Raw genomic sequence first — 14,267 nt, 5'->3', positions numbered from 1 at the left:
CAGCACAACCGTCCCGGCCGCCAGGCACTTCCCGATGGAGAGTACGCACTTTCAAGTAAGGTACTCACATGGCAGTGAGTTCCCAGGTAGCAGTCCTGCAGAAGGTCTTTCCGGACGGAAACTTCCCTGCGAACTGCCCCACGCGCGAACTGCTCGACCACGTCACCAGCAAGTGGGGCGTGCTGATCCTGACGAGCCTGTCGGAGGGTCCGCACCGGTGGAGCCAGCTGCGGCGCCGGATCGGGGGGATCAGCGAGAAGATGCTCGCCCAAACGCTGCGCATCCTCGAGAACGACGGCCTGGTGCACCGTGAGGCCCAGCCGGTCATCCCGCCGCGAGTCGACTACAGCCTGACCGAGGGAGGTCAGGAACTGGCCAGCCTCGTCATACCACTCCTCGCCTGGGCCGCCGAGAACGCGGTGCCACCGGTTAAGGAGTAATCCATGAGCGTGTGCAGAAGCGTCGTCGCGGCCGTTGCCATGCTGCTCGCGGCTTCCGGGTGCTCTGCTGAGAAGCCGCAGGACGTCGACGTCGGCAACAGCGAGACGCCGCCGGTCCAGGACACGAGCGCGTCGACTGTTGGCCCGCGGGATGTTGCGTTGATCGGCAGCGGTCCGAGCGTCCTGGCCCGCAAGGAGGCTCCCGATCCCTCGGACGGCCGGCATGCCAGCGCGGTTCAGGGGTCGGTCGGCGTGTCGGACGGTGGGTGCCTCGTCCTCGTCGACGAGGGCGATCACGCGTGGACCATGGTGCTCCCCTATGGCAGCGAGCTGGTGGACGAGCGGGTGACGCTGCCTAACGAGGAGGGCTTCGTGGTCGGCGACGTCGTCGACCTGCCAGGGATGTGGGCCGACCCGGCAGCGGTGGTCCTCCCCGACGATGCACACGGGTGTCCGACGGACGGGTACGCCCTCCTCTTCCCGCCGGACGCCGAGGACGGGTCTGCTGGGACCTAACGGATCAGCGCCGCGGGCAGTCCCGCTCATCCTCCACGCAGCGGACCCGAGCATCCGGGAAATCGGGACGGTCAGACGTGGGGGCCGGTCTCCCCCAGCAGGAACGGGTCGACGACACCATGAAAGGCGTCCCGGCCATCACGACGGACGCAGTGACCAACCCCGTCAAGGGCCGCGACCTGGATGAGCGGGTTGGTCACTAGGGCTCGATGCCGTGCGGTCTCCCCGTCGGCCGGCACCACCAGCAGAGTCGGCGTGATGCTGTCCTGCAAGAGTGCGACCGCGTCCAGCGGGCCCAGGCTCAGGTGGTCGATCAATGCGCGATCCACCAGGGTCTTGCTCAGGGACCAGGCCTCGATCTCCGCAGCGGACCAGTTGGTCGCTGCGTGTGCCCGGGCCCGTTCCCCCACTCCCCCGTCGGCAAAGGCGTCGAGGAACTGGTGCTGTTGCTCAGCGAAACTGGCCGGGGCAGCGTCCAGGCTGGCCAGTACCGGATCCTCGAGGACCAGCCGGTCCACGAGGTCGGGCCGAGCGGCGCTGGCGATCAGCGCAAGCCGGCCGCCCAGGGAGTGGCCGAGCAGAATCGCCGGTCCACGGCATACGGCCTCGAGCAGGCCGATCACGTCATCGCGGAGCACGGCCATCGGGTCACTCAACTGTGCGGCCGTGAAGCGGGGCGAGTGCCCGTGGCCGCGTAGGTCGGGGGCCAGGATACGGAAGTGGCTCCCCCACCGCTGGACCGCGTCCGGCCAGGTCGTGCCGGCCTCGGTCAGGCCGTGCAGCAGCACGAGATCCCGGGCATCGGGCGTGCCGAACTCATGCACCACGTTGTTCATCGACCTACCTTCGCACTCGGAGCCGTCCCACCATGGACCATGAGCCCCCGGTCAGGGTCGGTGGTCGGGAGGGGGGTGAACGAGCCAGCAGCGCCGACGCATCACAACTCCTTCGTGAGCAACTCCGACGTAGAGACGAATCCCAACCGCTCGTAGGCCGGCACCGCCCGCCGTCCCGAGTGCACGGTCACCCGACGGGCTCCGTGACGCCCGGCTTCCTCGGTGGCCGCCCGGACCAGTGCCGAGCCGATGCCCCGACCACGGTGTTCCGGGACGACGAAGACGCTCTGGATGTCACCTGTGGACCGATCCAGCACGCCGGGGGTCTGGGCACCCGCGGGAGAAGGGCCACCCACGCCATCCCGACGGGCACTCCCCCGTCGTCGACGGCGATGAAGGCACGGTGCGACTGCTCGTGGGTCGACCACCACGCTTCGAGGTCGATCCGGAACGATTCGATTGTCTGTGCGGCCTGTTCCTCCGGCGCTGCGTTCAACCAGACCAGCCGGGCCAGGGCCGGCAGGTCGGCACGGTCCGCCCGGCGGATCTCCAGGTGGCCACCGCCTCCGGGTCCGGGCCGTCGCGGGGGCACGGTCTCAGATCACCCCGGCGGCACGGGCGGGCTCGGCGTAGGCCGTGGCGAGGGAGGCGATGGTCTCGTGCGCGTTCAGCCCGCTCGGGTTGGGGACCACCCAGAGCTCGGCCCCCTCCAGCGGCTCCGGCTGCCGTCCGGTCCGGGCCCGACGAACACCAAAGGCGCTGCGGTATGCCGTGATCCCGGCCACCGCGACCACCGCGGGCGCGAGCCGGCGGACCGTGGACCGCAGGCGTTCACCGCCCTCACGCAACTCATCGGCAGACAACTCGTCGGCGCGTGCGGTGGCCCGGGGCACCAGGTTGGTGATCGCGATCCCCCGGTCGATCAGGTGCCTGCGGTCCGTCTCGCCCATCCCGGCCGCGGGGTCGACCGGACGGTCGATGATGCCGGCCCGGAGCAGCGCCGGGTAGAACCGGTTGCCGGGGTGGGCGAAGTGGGTCTGGGTGGCAGCCGTCCACAGTCCGGGGTTGATGCCGACGAAGAGCAGCCGCACCGGCGGATCCGTTCCGGGTTGGTCGCCCACCAGGTCCGGGACCACGGCATCGCGGTAACTGTCCAGCTCGGCTCGGGTGAAGGTAGGCACGGGCAGATCACTCCTGACGGGTCATCAGGACGATATCCGGAGCGTCTGACGGGACCTCCACGAACCCCAGTCGGGCGCAGACCTCCCAGGGCAGATGGGCATCCCTCGTCAACTCCAGCACCGCCTGCTTCTGCTGCGCGTCGATGTGCCGCACGGCCTCGCGCAGCAGGAACCGGGCCACACCCGCCGCGTGCCGGTCGGGTCTCACGAAGAGCCGGCCGATCACGAGCGTCCCGCTCGCCGTCAGACCGGGGGTGCCTTCCAGCGCGTGGACCAGGGGCTCCGCGCTCGGCCGGTAGATCTGCGCGTGCCCGATCACGTTCTTCGTCGGCGCCACGGTCACCGGAGCCTGGTCGAAGACCCAGGACAGCTCCGACTCCTGACCGACGAGCCACCCCCGCAGGTCGTCCGTGGAGAGCCCGGGCCGGGGATGCCCCATCGCTGTCAGGATCGCGCAGAGCCGATCGAGATCCTCATCCCGCCGGTCCCGGATCACCGTGCCACTCCCCCTCACGTCCGTGGTCTGGAGCGCACGTTACCCGGCGTCGTGGGCCGCCTCCCACACGTAGCCGTCCGGGTCGGTCAGCGGACCAGCGCCACTGGCCACCGCGATCCGGTGCGATCCGGCGCCCTCCGGTGAGACACCGACCTGCTTGCCGATGGCCCTGCGCCCGTACAGGGCAAGCTTGACGGTGCCATCGGGCGCCTCGAACTCGACGTACTTGCCGCCGAACGCCTTGCCGACCGTGAGGCCGTGGTCGGCGTAGAACCGTTTGGTTGCCTTCACGTCCACGACGCCGAGCAGCAGGACGGTCTCGGTGACGTTCGTGCTCGCGGGGCCGTGGTCCTTCTTGGACTCGGACGCGACCTGCCAGACGGTCCCGTCCGGCGCCCGGAACGCCGCCCCGTAGCCCCAGAACGACTTGGCTGGCGGCTTCAGGGTCTCGGCACCGGCCTCGACCGCGGCCCGGACGAGGAGGTCGACGTCCGCCGGTTGGGAGGTGATCAACGAGAGGGCGAAGCCGCGGAAACCAGCGGTGGAGTCGTCGGCTTCACGGAGCCTGATCCCGCTCGTCTCCGGGTCCAGGCCCAGGGCCTCGTAGTAGAAGCGGGAGGCGGCCGGAACGTCGGCCACCTCGAGCGTGACATGGTTGATGTGGTTCATGCCCACGAATGTAGGAGCGGGCTCGTGCGTCGTGCTTCTTGATTCCTGACCGATGTCACGACCGGCTATCCCTCACCCGCGTCCTGCGGCGCCCAGACCTCCATGACCGCCTCGGCGAGTCGGGCCGGCGCCTGCACACAGTAGGAGGCGACGAGCAGCTCGGCCACCTCGTCCCAGTCGGTAGCCTCGTCCAGCACGAGGCCGACCACGTTCGTGCCCCAACCGGCGCGGAAGTAGGGCTCCCCCATCGCCTCGAACGCCATCACCTCCTCCGGGTCGGCGCGGAACACGACGCGGAACCGTTGGTCCTCACCGCCGAACAGATGGGCGACCGTGGCGCTGCCGACCCGCCACCGCACCCCGACCCACGCGTCCTCCGCGGCGCACCGGGGCAGCGAACCCAGCACCCGGTCGCACCGCTGCGCCATCTCCTCGGGGACCTCGGGTCGCTCTGCCACAGGGCCACTCTCCCCCACGGGTGCGACAGAGCCGCGGTCAGGACGTCCGGTGGTCCGGAGCGTCGGTGCTCAGGAGGGCTGGTCGATCGGGTGGCAGTCGTTGCCGCAGGCCGACTGCGGCTCCTGGTCCTGCGGGCCGTGCGCTGCCGCGCGGTGCAGGACCGCGTGGGACGGCGTGATCCGCAGCACCTCACCGTCGAGGACGGCCTCCCCGTCCACGATGAGTGTGTAGCCGGCCCGCTCGCGGGGCGGCAGGAGCACGGTGACCGTGGGGTGCTCCCCCACCACCCTTCGCGCGGTGCGCCCCGGTTCGTCGAGCAGGATCGCCCCGTCGACCAGCCGCGGGAAGACCTCACCGACGTGGGGTCGTCCGGCTCCGCCGGTCAGCAGGTATGCCGTGTCGTGGCGCCCGAGCGCCTCCTCCAGTGCTGCCAGGTCCACCGGGATGCTCATGGCGCCATCTTCCCCGACCCGTCCGCCACGTACTCGGCCAGGTGCTCCCCGGTCAGCGTCGAGGCGGCCGCCACGAGGTCGGCGGGCGTCCCCTCGAAGACGACCCTGCCCCCGTCGTGGCCCGCGCCCGGGCCGAGGTCGATGATCCAGTCGGCGTGGGCCATCACGGCCTGGTGGTGCTCGATGACGATGACCGACTTGCCACCGTCAACGAGCCGGTCCAGCAGGCCGAGCAACTGCTCGACGTCGGCCAGGTGCAGCCCGGTCGTCGGCTCGTCCAGGATGTAGACCTCGCCCTTCTCCCCCATCTGGTTCGCCAGCTTGAGCCGCTGCCGCTCACCGCCGGAGAGGGTGGTCAGCGGCTGCCCCAGGCTCAGGTAGCCCAGCCCGACGTCGGCCAGCCGGTCCAGGACCTTGTGCGCCGCCGGCGTCCTCGCCTCCCCCTCGGCGAAGAACTCCTCCGCCTCCGCGACCGACATGGCCAACACCTCGGCGATGTTCCGTCCTCCGAGCGTGTACTCCAGGACCTCCGCCTGGAAACGCCTCCCGCCACACTCCTCGCACGGTGTCTCAACGGTCTCCATGATGCCGAGCTCGGTGTAGATGACGCCGGCGCCCTTGCAGGTGGGGCAGGCACCCTCGGAGTTGGAGCTGAACAGCGCGGGCTTGACCCCGTTGGCCTTGGCGAAGGCCTTGCGGATGGGATCCAGCAGGCCGGTGTAGGTCGCCGGGTTGCTGCGGCGGGACCCCCTGATGCCGCTCTGGTCGATCACCACGACGCCGTCCCGACCGGCGACGGATCCATGGACCAGGGAGCTCTTGCCCGAACCCGCCACGCCGGTGAGCACGCACAGCACCCCGGTCGGGATGTCGACGTCGACGTCCTGCAGGTTGTGGGTCGTGGCGCCCCGGACCTCCAGCACCCCGGTGGCCTCCCGGACGCTGTCCTTGAGCACGGCCCGGTCGTCCAGGTGGCGCCCGGTCACCGTGCCACTGTGGCGCAGCTCGTCGACGGACCCCGTGAAGGTGACCTCCCCGCCGTGCACCCCAGCCCCCGGGCCGAGGTCGACCACGTGGTCGCCGATCGCGATCATCTCCGGTTTGTGTTCCACGACCAGGACGGTGTTGCCCTTGTCGCGCAGCTGGAGCAGGAGCACGTTCATCCGCTGGATGTCGTGCGGGTGCAGGCCGATGGACGGCTCGTCGAAGACGTAGGTCACGTCGGTCAGCGAGGACCCCAGGTGCCGGATCATCTTGGCCCGCTGGGCCTCTCCTCCGGACAGCGTCGCCGAGGGGCGGTCCAGCGACAGGTAGCCCAGGCCGATCTGGACGAAGGAGTCCAGCAGGTGCTGCAGCCCGCGCAGCAGGGGCGCGGCGGACGGTTCGTCGAGGTCGCCGATCCACTCGGCCAGGTCGCTGATCTGCATCTGGCACAGTTCGGCGATGTTCTTCCCGTTGACCGTGGAGGCGAGCACCTCGGCCGTCAGGCGGGTGCCGTCGCACTCGGGGCAGGTCTGGAAGGTGATCGCGCGTTCCACGAAGGCCCTGATGTGCGGCTGCATCGAGTCGACGTCCTTGGACAGCATCGACTTCTGGATCTTGGGGATGACCCCTTCGTAGGTGAGGTTGACCCCCTCGACCTTGATCTTCTCCGGCTTGCCGTAGAGCAACTTGTCCAGCTCGCGCTTGGTGAAGGTGCCGATCGGCTTGTCCATCGGCAGGCCGGCACCGGCGAAGATGCGGCCGTACCAACCGTCCATGCTGAAGCCGGGCACCTTCAGCGCGCCCTCGGACAGCGACGTGGACTCGTCGTAGAGCGCCGTCAGGTCGAAGTCGCTGACCGCACCCTTGCCCTCGCACCGGGGGCACATGCCGCCCAGGTACACGGCGTCCTTGACCGTGGCACGCTCGACCCGGCCGTCCTTCTCCGTGGACATGACACCACTGGCCCGGCGGGTCGGGATGTTGAACGAGAACGCGGTGGGCGGTCCGACGTGCGGCTGCCCCAGTCGGCTGAACAGGATGCGGAGCATCGCGTTCGCGTCCGTGACGGTGCCGACCGTCGAGCGGGGGTTGGCGCCAATCCGCTCCTGGTCCACGATGATCGCCGTGGTCAACCCCTCGAGGTGGTCCACGTCGGGCCGAGCCAGGGTCGGCATGAAGCCCTGCAGGAAGGCGCTGTAGGTCTCGTTGATCAGCCGCCGTGACTCCGCCGCGATCGTGTCGAAGACCAGCGAGCTCTTGCCGGACCCGGAGACCCCGGTGAAGACGGTGAGCCGTCGCTTCGGGATGTCGACGGTCACGTCCCGCAGGTTGTTCTCCCGGGCGCCCTGCACCCGGATCAGGTCGTGCCCGTCCGCGCCGTAGCTCCCGTCGGTCCCCTGCTCGGTCGTCGCGTCGCTGCTGGGTGCCTTACTCATCTGTCGTCCACTCCTTCGTCGGACCGCGCCCGCGGCACCGGCCCATATTCTGCATCCCTGCGGGGACCGGAACGACGGTCAGCGCGCACCCTGGATGCGCAGCTCGTTGCCGGCCGGGTCGCGGAAGGCACAGTCGCGCACGCCGTAGGGCTGGTCGATCGGCTCCTGGGCGACCTCCGCCCCTCCTGCCTGGAGCGACTCGAAGACCGCGTCGACGTCGTCGGCGATCAGGTTCACTCCGAAGTAGGTGCCCTTGGCGACCAGTTCGAGGAGCGTGCGGCGCTCGTCCTCGGTGATCCCGGTGCTGCTGTCGACCGGGTGCAGGACGATCGAGGTCTCCGGCTGCCCGGGCGGCCCGACTGTGATCCAGCGCATCCCCTCGTAGCCGACGTCGTTGCGGACCTCGAAGCCGACGATGTCCCGGTAGAACGCCAGCGACTCGTCGGGATCGGTGTGTGGCAGGAAGCTCGAGTGGATTCTCAGGTTCATGCCCGTCACGCTAGTGGGCCACGTCGGCCGGCGCTTCTCGATTCCTGACCGGTCTGGTGACCTTCTTGGCGACACAGGCCAGCATCCCGGCCGTCCCGTCCGCGGCCTGTTCCCGGTACCTGCTCGGCGGCATCCCGACCAGCTCGGTGAACCGGGTGCTGAACGTGCCGAGCGAGGAGCACCCGACGGTGAAGCAGACCTCCGTGACGCTCAGGTCGCCCCGCCGGAGCAGCGCCATGGCCCGTTCGATCCGCCGGGTCATCAGGTAGGAGTACGGCGACTCGCCGTAGGCCAGCCGGAACGCACGGCTCAGGTGTCCGGCCGACATGTGCTCGCCGCGGGCAAGGGCGGTGACGTCCAGCGGTTGGTCGTACTCCCGGTCCATCCGGTCGCGGATGCGGCGCAACCGGGCCAGATCCCGGAGCCGTTGGGCTTCCGCCGCCGTGATGCTCACGCGCCTATCCTGCCACTCCCTCCCAGGCCGCGGTGAGTTCCCGCACCAGGGCCTGCAGCGCCGGCCGCTGGTCGCTGTCCCGCCGGTAGGCGATCAGGATCCGGCGGGTGGGCGGGTCCACCAGCGGCACCGCGACCACGCTGTCCGGCAGGGGTTCCCGCCCCAGCCGGGGCAGCAGCGACAGGCCGAGTCCGTATGCCGTGGCGCACACCTGGGACTGGTAGTCGTCCAGCACGCAGCTGATCCGGTAGTCCAGCGCCCGGTCGCGCAGCGACTGCAACAGCTGGCGACTGCAGATCCCCGGGGAGTCGTTGACCCAGTTCTCCCCGTCCAGGTCGGCGATGTCGATGATCTCCTGGCCAGCCAGCCGGTGGCCGACCGGGAGCACGAGGTCCACCGGGTCGGTCCCCAGGTGGGAGGTCACCACGCCACTGGGGATCTGCAGGTGGTCCTCGGTCCAGTCGTGGATGAGCGCCAGGTCGAGGTCGCCGCGGGCCACCCCGGCGAGCCCCGGCTCCGGCGGCGCGTCCCGCAGCGTGACGGTGACGCCCGGGTGGCGTTCGTGCAACGCGGCGATCGCGGCGACCGAGATGCCCCGGACCGCGGTGGGGAACGCCCCGAGCGTGATCGCCCCGGACACCCGGTACGTCAGGAGCTCCAGCTCCGCCCGGGCCCGCTCCTCCAGGGAGGCCATCTCCCCCGCCACCCGCACCAGCACGTGGGCTGCGTCGGTGGGCACGATGTTGCGTCCCTGCTTGCGCATCAACACCTGTCGGGCATCGGACTCCAGCCGGGCCAACTGCTGGCTCACCGCCGACGGGCTGTACCCCAACCGGGCCGCCGCGGAGGCCACGGTGCCGTCCTCGACGACGGCCTTGAGGGTGGCCAGTTGATCCAAGTTGAACATGAAGCAATCCTACCGGGTATCCGACACAAACGTGCGCTGGTGCTTTGTGGTTGACCCTTGGAGAATTGCTGCATGACCGAGATCCTGCTCAGCATCAGCTACGTCCTCCTCCTGGCCGGGACCTTCCTCGCGATCGGCCGGTTCAGCGTCCCGGCCCGGGAGCGGCTGCCGCTCCAGTCGGCCCGCGACCTCGCCCAGACCATCCGCCGCGGCGTCTGGACCGTGTACCAGGTCGGGGCCGCCCACACCTACCCGGTGAAGGTGGAGATCCGCCGGGACCTCACCCCCGCGAACTGACCCGGGCTCAGGCGCCCGTCGCGATGACCACCCGGGAGCCCACGTACATGGCCCCGGTGCTCCACAGCAGGTCCATCGCGGCGGTCGAGAGCCGGCTGCACCCGTGCGAGGCGGGGTAGGTCGGGATCGACTCCGACCCGTGCACCGCCCACCCGCTGTTGTAGTACATGGGGCGCCACATCCGACCCAGGTCGCCGTTCTGCCACCCGCCGCTGTAGGACGAGTAGACGTTCCAGGTCCCCGTCGGAGTGGTCGCCCGGTAGCGCTTGCCGCGCAGCCAGTAGTACTCCCCGTTGCCGGTGCTGGTGTTGAACACGCGCTGGGTCTTGCCCCCGGACACGACCAGCAGCAGCTGCTTCTTCAGGTGGACCTCCACCCGGGCACCCGAACCGCCGACCGGACGGGGCAGCGGCCCGTGGGACAGGGCGTTGCGGGTCAGCGGCCCGACGACGCCGTCCTTCGCCAGGCCGTTCTGCTTCTGCACCGCCCAGGTGGCCTGCTGGGTGAGGTGCCCGAACGTCCCGTCGGCGGTCCCGCACCAGTAGCCGTGGTTGGCCAGCGAGTGCTGCCACGCCTTCACGTAGCGACCGGTGTCGCCGCGGGACAGGGTGCGCCCGTCCGGGCCCAGGTCGGCGACCAGCTCGGCCGCTCCCCCGGCGCGGGCCGCCAGCGGCACCGCGGCCAGTCCGGCGGCCACTCCCAGTCCTCCCCGGACGATGCTGCGACGGCTCACCTGGGCATGCGAAACAGAACTCATGACATGTTCCCCCTGTCTGTGACCGGCCCCTCGCCGGTCCTCGTTTCTCCCTCTCTACCCAGGACGCCGCGGGCGTGGCGTGACGTTGCACGCCGGGCGGTCGGTTATCCTCGGTGCTGTTCGCGGGTGTAGTTCAGTAGCAGAACAGCCTCCTTCCAGGAGGAAGACGTGAGTGCAATTCTTGCCACCCGCTCCACTGCACGACCCGGCCCCACCGCATACGGTGTGTCGATGGACATCTCCGCCCACCGCAGGCTGAACGACGGGACGACCCTGCCGCCGATCGGCTTCGGCACATACCCGATGACCGGTGAGGACGCCGTCGGCGCGATCCGGTCCGCGCTCGAGGCCGGCTACCGGCTGCTCGACACGGCGGTCAACTACGGGAACGAGGCGGAGGTCGGCCTGGCCGTCCGCACCAGCGGGCTCCCCCGCGAGGACATCCAGGTCACCACCAAGGTGCCCGGGCGCAGCCATGCCCGCGACCTCGCCGTGCGGTCCGTGGAGGGCTCGTTGCTCGAGACGGGGTTGGACTACCTGGACCTGGTGCTGATCCACTGGCCGAACCCGAGCGTGGACCTGTATGTCGAGGCGTGGGAGGGCCTGATCGAGGCCAGGGAGCGCGGGCTGACCCGGTCGATCGGGGTCTCCAACTTCGCCGCGCACCACCTGCGCCGGATCATCGACGCCACCGGCGTGGTGCCGGCGGTGAACCAGCTCGAGGTCCACCCGCTGTTCCCGCAGGAGGAGATGCTGGCGGTGAATGCCGGGCTGGACATCCTCACCGAGGCGTGGAGCCCGCTGGGCAAGCGCAGCGCACCGTTCGCCGAGGAGCCCGTCGCCGCGGCGGCGCAGGCGCTCGGGGTCGACCCGGCCCAGGTCATCCTGCGGTGGCACCTGCAGCGTGGTGTGCTCCCGGTGCCGAAGTCGGCCACCCCGGAGCGCCAGCGGAACAACCTCGCGGTCTTCGACATCGAGCTGACCCCCCAGCAGATGGCCGACATCAGCGGCCTCGGTCGACCCGACGGCCGGCTGTTCGGCGGCGACCCGGACACCCACGAGGAGATGTAGCGGGGCAACTGCCCGCCCGCCGGTCCCCCGCTCGTCCACAGATCCGGTCGATCCACCCCACGGCCCGCCCCGGTAGGCCACGATGGACCCAACGGGCGGCAGGGGGCCGCCCCGGACCGAGGGGGCCAGGGATGGCGACAGCGACGGTGGCCGAGGACAGGGGGCCGGAGCCGCTCAACGCGGTGCAGCTGCGGGGTCGGATCAGCGCGGTACCCCAGACCAGGGAGTTGCCCAGCGGCGACCTGGTGGTGACGTTCCGGGTGGCGGTGCCGCGACCACGGCGCCGGGGAGGCGGCAGCCGGGCGGTCGTCGACGCCATCGACATCGCCTGCTGGACCGCCCGCACCCGGGGGTATGCCGTGCGGCTGGCCGTCGGGGATGCGGTGGAGGTCGAGGGCGCGCTGCGGCGCCGGTTCTTCGCCAGCGGCGACGGCCGGGTCTCCCGCTACGAGGTCGAGGCCAGCACGCTACGGCGTCCCCGCCCCGTTCGCCGGGGGTGATCCGAGCCACGCTGGCCACCCACGGCGCGTTCCGGGGCGGTTCGCCGTAGTGTCGGGCCATGCCCCAGACAGACAGGCACGACATCCCGCTGCGCGACGGGAGGTTCACGGCATACGACCACGGCGCCCAGCTCGGTGGGTGGGAGCACCACGGTCAGCCGGTGCTCTACCTCAGCAGCCTCGCGGCGACCGGTGCCGGCGCCGCCATCCGCGGCGGTGTGCCGCTGTGCTGGCCCTGGTTCGGACCCGGCCGCGACGGACGGCACACCCCCGGCCACGGGTTCGGCCGGGTCGCCGACTGGCGCCTGGTCGACCGGCAGGAGGACCCCGCCGGCGCGCGGCTGACCTGGGAACTCACGCCCGAGCAGGTCGCGGACCTGCCCGGCCGGGAGCTGTGGCCGCACGACTTCCTGGCCCGGTGCGAGGTGAGCGTCGGCGACGCGGCCCGGGTCGCCCTCACCGTGACCAACACCGGCAGCCAGCCGTTCGACTACGAGGTGGCGCTGCACAGCTACCTCGTCGTCGGGGACGTGGGCCAGATCGTGCTGACCGGGCTCGACGGCAGCACCTGGTTCGACAAGGTCGTGGGCGGGGTGCACCGGCAGGACGGCGACCTGCGCCTGGACGGCGAGACCGACCGGATCTACCACACGGCGGGGCCCGTGGAGGTCCACGACCCTGTCCTCGGGCGCACCCTCCGGGTCACCGGGGAGGGCACCACGGACACCATCGTGTGGAACCCGGGGCCGGAGAAGGGGCAAGATATCGGTGACATGGCGCCGGACGACTGGCGCACCATGGTGTGCGTCGAGTCGGGCGCGGTCGCGGACAACGCGATCTCGCTGCCACCCGGCGCCCGGTGGACGACGGCGACCACGATCACCATGTCCACACCGATGAGGGGAACCAGATGAGCAACGAGCCCGCCGAGGCATCCGAGAGCCCGTCCGCGAGCGGGCTGGACCACGGGCCCTACGGGTCACCGGCACCCCTGGACAACACCGGGACCGACCGCGCCGTCGTGCTCGGCTACGGGTTCCGGGTGCTCGCGGCCTGGTCCGGCCGGTTCATCCTGATCGCCATCGCCGGCGCCATCCTGCTGTGGCTGCTGGCCCAGGCCTGGGTCGGCGTCTTCCCGGTCATCCTCGCGCTGATCGTCGCCACGGTCCTGTGGCCACCGGTCGCCTGGCTCCGGGCCCACCGGTTCCCGCCCGCCCTGGCGGCCGCGACGGCGCTGCTGGGCGCGATCGTCCTCATCGTCGGGGTCCTGGCCTCCATCGCGCCGTCGGTCGTCTCCCAGGCCTCCGACGTCGTCGACTCGGCCAGCGAGGGGCTGGTGCAGCTGCGCGAGTACGTGTCCGGTCCGCCCCTGGAGCTGGACAACGACCAGCTGGACGACTGGGTCGACCAGGCCGTGGCCTTCCTCCAGGGCCGGGCCAGCGACATCGCCGCCGGCGTCTTCACCGGCGTCTCCGCCGTCGGCTCCGGCCTGGTCACGATGGGTCTGGTCCTGGTGCTGACCTTCTTCTTCATCAAGGACGGCCCCAACTTCCTGCCGTGGGTCCGGCGCAACGGTGGCCGGACCGTCGGCCGCCACCTGACCGAGGTCCTCACCCGGGTGTGGCGCACCCTCGGGGGATTCATCCGGACCCAGGCGATCGTCAGCGCGGTCGACGCGATCTTTATCGGGATCGGGCTGCTCTTCCTCCAGGTGCCGCTCGCCCTGGCGCTTGCCGTGCTGACCTTCTTCGGCGGCTTCATCCCGATCGTCGGAGCCTTCGTGGCAGGCACGCTGGCGGTGCTGGTCGCCCTGGTCACCAACGGCTGGCAGACTGCCCTCGCGGTCCTCGTGCTGATCATCGTGGTGCAGCAGGTCGAGGGCAACCTCCTGCAGCCCTTCCTGCAGGGGCGCAGCATGAAGCTGCACGCCGCCATCATCCTGCTGGCCGTGGCCGCCGGCGGCACCCTGTTCGGCATCGCCGGGGCCTTCCTGGCGGTCCCGGTCGCCGCGTCCCTGGTGGTGGTGCTGCGCTACCTCGGGGAACAGGTGGACCTGGTCTCCGGCGACATCAGCGTCGCCGACGTCCAGTTCGCGACACCCGAGGGTGCGCTCCTGGCCGAGCAGGCCTCGCAGGACGCCGCGCGTTTCGCCGAGGAGCTGGGTGCCGACGACGACCCGGAGGCCGAGTGGATCGTCCCCGTCCGTCAGGGTGGCCCCCTGGGGTGGATCAAGCGACTGTTCGGGAGGGGCTGAGGCCGCTCGGACCCCAGGCAACGCCCGGGGGGGGCCAACAGACGGACGGCGGGGTGCCACCGGTGACCG

The 14,267-nt window shown here is 70.7% G+C and carries 19 protein-coding genes and 1 tRNA gene; 8 read left to right on the top strand and 12 right to left on the bottom strand.

Features of this window, described 5'->3' with window-relative positions:
* Positions 1–68 precede the first annotated feature (68 nt).
* Both FB467_RS11780 and FB467_RS11775 read left to right on the top strand, forming a co-directional pair.
* On the top strand, positions 69–440 hold the full coding sequence (locus tag FB467_RS11780; protein WP_141785270.1) for a winged helix-turn-helix transcriptional regulator: 372 nt from the start codon (positions 69–71) through the stop codon (positions 438–440).
* 3 nt (positions 441–443) lie between these two features.
* The gene (locus tag FB467_RS11775; RefSeq protein ID WP_141785269.1) at positions 444–956 is read left to right on the top strand and encodes a hypothetical protein; all 513 of its coding nucleotides are present in this window, start codon (positions 444–446) and stop codon (positions 954–956) included.
* Positions 957–1,027: 71 nt separating this feature from the next.
* Here the strand turns inward: FB467_RS11775 and FB467_RS11770 are convergent, their stop codons facing one another.
* The 11 genes from FB467_RS11770 to FB467_RS11720 form a co-directional block, all read right to left on the bottom strand.
* Positions 1,028–1,792: an alpha/beta fold hydrolase gene (locus tag FB467_RS11770; RefSeq protein ID WP_141785268.1), complete on the bottom strand. Its 765-nt coding sequence runs from the start codon at positions 1,790–1,792 to the stop codon at positions 1,028–1,030.
* A 101-nt stretch (positions 1,793–1,893) separates the two neighbouring features.
* The gene (locus FB467_RS18500) at positions 1,894–2,109 is read right to left on the bottom strand and encodes a GNAT family N-acetyltransferase (protein WP_170230696.1); all 216 of its coding nucleotides are present in this window, start codon (positions 2,107–2,109) and stop codon (positions 1,894–1,896) included.
* Positions 2,110–2,388: 279 nt separating this feature from the next.
* The gene (locus FB467_RS11760) at positions 2,389–2,973 is read right to left on the bottom strand and encodes a mismatch-specific DNA-glycosylase (RefSeq protein WP_141785266.1); all 585 of its coding nucleotides are present in this window, start codon (positions 2,971–2,973) and stop codon (positions 2,389–2,391) included.
* Positions 2,974–2,980: 7 nt separating this feature from the next.
* Positions 2,981–3,412 carry a GNAT family N-acetyltransferase gene (locus FB467_RS11755; protein WP_141785265.1) on the bottom strand — a complete coding sequence of 144 codons (432 nt, stop codon included), beginning with the start codon at positions 3,410–3,412 and terminating at the stop codon, positions 2,981–2,983.
* Between the two features lie 96 nt (positions 3,413–3,508).
* The gene (locus FB467_RS11750; RefSeq protein WP_141785264.1) at positions 3,509–4,138 is read right to left on the bottom strand and encodes a VOC family protein; all 630 of its coding nucleotides are present in this window, start codon (positions 4,136–4,138) and stop codon (positions 3,509–3,511) included.
* Positions 4,139–4,203: 65 nt separating this feature from the next.
* On the bottom strand, positions 4,204–4,596 hold the full coding sequence (locus tag FB467_RS11745; protein ID WP_228393250.1) for an MmcQ/YjbR family DNA-binding protein: 393 nt from the start codon (positions 4,594–4,596) through the stop codon (positions 4,204–4,206).
* Positions 4,597–4,665: 69 nt separating this feature from the next.
* Complete coding sequence (locus FB467_RS11740; protein WP_141785263.1) at positions 4,666–5,049, bottom strand: pyridoxamine 5'-phosphate oxidase family protein; 384 nt, start codon at positions 5,047–5,049, stop codon at positions 4,666–4,668.
* Positions 5,046–7,469 carry an ATP-binding cassette domain-containing protein gene (locus FB467_RS11735; RefSeq protein ID WP_141785262.1) on the bottom strand — a complete coding sequence of 808 codons (2,424 nt, stop codon included), beginning with the start codon at positions 7,467–7,469 and terminating at the stop codon, positions 5,046–5,048. Before FB467_RS11735 ends, FB467_RS11740 begins: the two co-directional genes overlap by 4 nt.
* Positions 7,470–7,547: 78 nt before the next feature.
* The gene (locus FB467_RS11730; protein ID WP_170230693.1) at positions 7,548–7,958 is read right to left on the bottom strand and encodes a VOC family protein; all 411 of its coding nucleotides are present in this window, start codon (positions 7,956–7,958) and stop codon (positions 7,548–7,550) included.
* 10 nt (positions 7,959–7,968) lie between these two features.
* Positions 7,969–8,412 carry a helix-turn-helix transcriptional regulator gene (locus FB467_RS11725; RefSeq protein ID WP_228393252.1) on the bottom strand — a complete coding sequence of 148 codons (444 nt, stop codon included), beginning with the start codon at positions 8,410–8,412 and terminating at the stop codon, positions 7,969–7,971.
* 4 nt (positions 8,413–8,416) lie between these two features.
* Complete coding sequence (locus FB467_RS11720) at positions 8,417–9,319, bottom strand: LysR family transcriptional regulator (RefSeq protein ID WP_141785260.1); 903 nt, start codon at positions 9,317–9,319, stop codon at positions 8,417–8,419.
* A 72-nt stretch (positions 9,320–9,391) separates the two neighbouring features.
* Between FB467_RS11720 and FB467_RS11715 the strand changes: the two genes are divergently transcribed.
* Positions 9,392–9,616 carry a hypothetical protein gene (locus tag FB467_RS11715; protein WP_141785259.1) on the top strand — a complete coding sequence of 75 codons (225 nt, stop codon included), beginning with the start codon at positions 9,392–9,394 and terminating at the stop codon, positions 9,614–9,616.
* Between the two features lie 7 nt (positions 9,617–9,623).
* On the opposite strand, the gene FB467_RS11710 is transcribed toward FB467_RS11715, so the two are convergent.
* Positions 9,624–10,373, bottom strand: a complete 750-nt coding sequence (locus tag FB467_RS11710; protein WP_170230691.1) for a L,D-transpeptidase family protein — start codon at positions 10,371–10,373, stop codon at positions 9,624–9,626.
* A 122-nt stretch (positions 10,374–10,495) separates the two neighbouring features.
* On the opposite strand from FB467_RS11710, the gene FB467_RS11705 reads away from it, so the two are divergent.
* The 5 genes from FB467_RS11705 to FB467_RS11685 all read left to right on the top strand — a co-directional run bounded on the left by FB467_RS11705 (position 10,496) and on the right by FB467_RS11685 (position 14,198).
* A tRNA-Gly gene (locus FB467_RS11705) sits at positions 10,496–10,569 on the top strand.
* A 35-nt stretch (positions 10,570–10,604) separates the two neighbouring features.
* On the top strand, positions 10,605–11,444 hold the full coding sequence (locus FB467_RS11700; protein WP_141785257.1) for an aldo/keto reductase: 840 nt from the start codon (positions 10,605–10,607) through the stop codon (positions 11,442–11,444).
* A 131-nt stretch (positions 11,445–11,575) separates the two neighbouring features.
* Complete coding sequence (locus tag FB467_RS11695) at positions 11,576–11,944, top strand: single-stranded DNA-binding protein (protein ID WP_141785256.1); 369 nt, start codon at positions 11,576–11,578, stop codon at positions 11,942–11,944.
* A 59-nt stretch (positions 11,945–12,003) separates the two neighbouring features.
* Complete coding sequence (locus FB467_RS11690) at positions 12,004–12,858, top strand: D-hexose-6-phosphate mutarotase (RefSeq protein ID WP_141785255.1); 855 nt, start codon at positions 12,004–12,006, stop codon at positions 12,856–12,858.
* Positions 12,855–14,198: an AI-2E family transporter gene (locus FB467_RS11685; RefSeq protein WP_141785254.1), complete on the top strand. Its 1,344-nt coding sequence runs from the start codon at positions 12,855–12,857 to the stop codon at positions 14,196–14,198. The genes FB467_RS11690 and FB467_RS11685 overlap by 4 nt, the downstream gene beginning before the upstream one ends.
* The last annotated feature ends 69 nt before the right edge of the window (positions 14,199–14,267 follow it).

The organism is Ornithinicoccus hortensis (genome assembly GCF_006716185.1).
GTDB classification, from domain to species: Bacteria; Actinomycetota; Actinomycetes; order Actinomycetales; family Dermatophilaceae; genus Ornithinicoccus; species Ornithinicoccus hortensis.
This window is presented reverse-complemented; position numbering and strand designations above follow the sequence as displayed.

What these genes read in the sequence shown, in the direction of transcription:
- FB467_RS11780 (WP_141785270.1), top strand. Translation starts at nt 69, where the DNA reads ATGGCAGTGAGTTCCCAGGTAGCAGTCCTGCAGAAGGTCTTTCCGGAC.
- FB467_RS11775 (WP_141785269.1), top strand. Translation starts at nt 444, where the DNA reads ATGAGCGTGTGCAGAAGCGTCGTCGCGGCCGTTGCCATGCTGCTCGCG.
- FB467_RS11770 (WP_141785268.1), bottom strand. Translation starts at nt 1,792, where the DNA reads ATGAACAACGTGGTGCATGAGTTCGGCACGCCCGATGCCCGGGATCTC.
- FB467_RS11755 (WP_141785265.1), bottom strand. Translation starts at nt 3,412, where the DNA reads ATGGGGCATCCCCGGCCCGGGCTCTCCACGGACGACCTGCGGGGGTGG.
- FB467_RS11750 (WP_141785264.1), bottom strand. Translation starts at nt 4,138, where the DNA reads ATGAACCACATCAACCATGTCACGCTCGAGGTGGCCGACGTTCCGGCC.
- FB467_RS11740 (WP_141785263.1), bottom strand. Translation starts at nt 5,049, where the DNA reads ATGAGCATCCCGGTGGACCTGGCAGCACTGGAGGAGGCGCTCGGGCGC.
- FB467_RS11735 (WP_141785262.1), bottom strand. Translation starts at nt 7,469, where the DNA reads ATGAGTAAGGCACCCAGCAGCGACGCGACGACCGAGCAGGGGACCGAC.
- FB467_RS11730 (WP_170230693.1), bottom strand. Translation starts at nt 7,958, where the DNA reads ATGAACCTGAGAATCCACTCGAGCTTCCTGCCACACACCGATCCCGAC.
- FB467_RS11720 (WP_141785260.1), bottom strand. Translation starts at nt 9,319, where the DNA reads ATGTTCAACTTGGATCAACTGGCCACCCTCAAGGCCGTCGTCGAGGAC.
- FB467_RS11715 (WP_141785259.1), top strand. Translation starts at nt 9,392, where the DNA reads ATGACCGAGATCCTGCTCAGCATCAGCTACGTCCTCCTCCTGGCCGGG.
- FB467_RS11710 (WP_170230691.1), bottom strand. Translation starts at nt 10,373, where the DNA reads ATGAGTTCTGTTTCGCATGCCCAGGTGAGCCGTCGCAGCATCGTCCGG.
- FB467_RS11700 (WP_141785257.1), top strand. Translation starts at nt 10,605, where the DNA reads ATGGACATCTCCGCCCACCGCAGGCTGAACGACGGGACGACCCTGCCG.
- FB467_RS11695 (WP_141785256.1), top strand. Translation starts at nt 11,576, where the DNA reads ATGGCGACAGCGACGGTGGCCGAGGACAGGGGGCCGGAGCCGCTCAAC.
- FB467_RS11690 (WP_141785255.1), top strand. Translation starts at nt 12,004, where the DNA reads ATGCCCCAGACAGACAGGCACGACATCCCGCTGCGCGACGGGAGGTTC.
- FB467_RS11685 (WP_141785254.1), top strand. Translation starts at nt 12,855, where the DNA reads ATGAGCAACGAGCCCGCCGAGGCATCCGAGAGCCCGTCCGCGAGCGGG.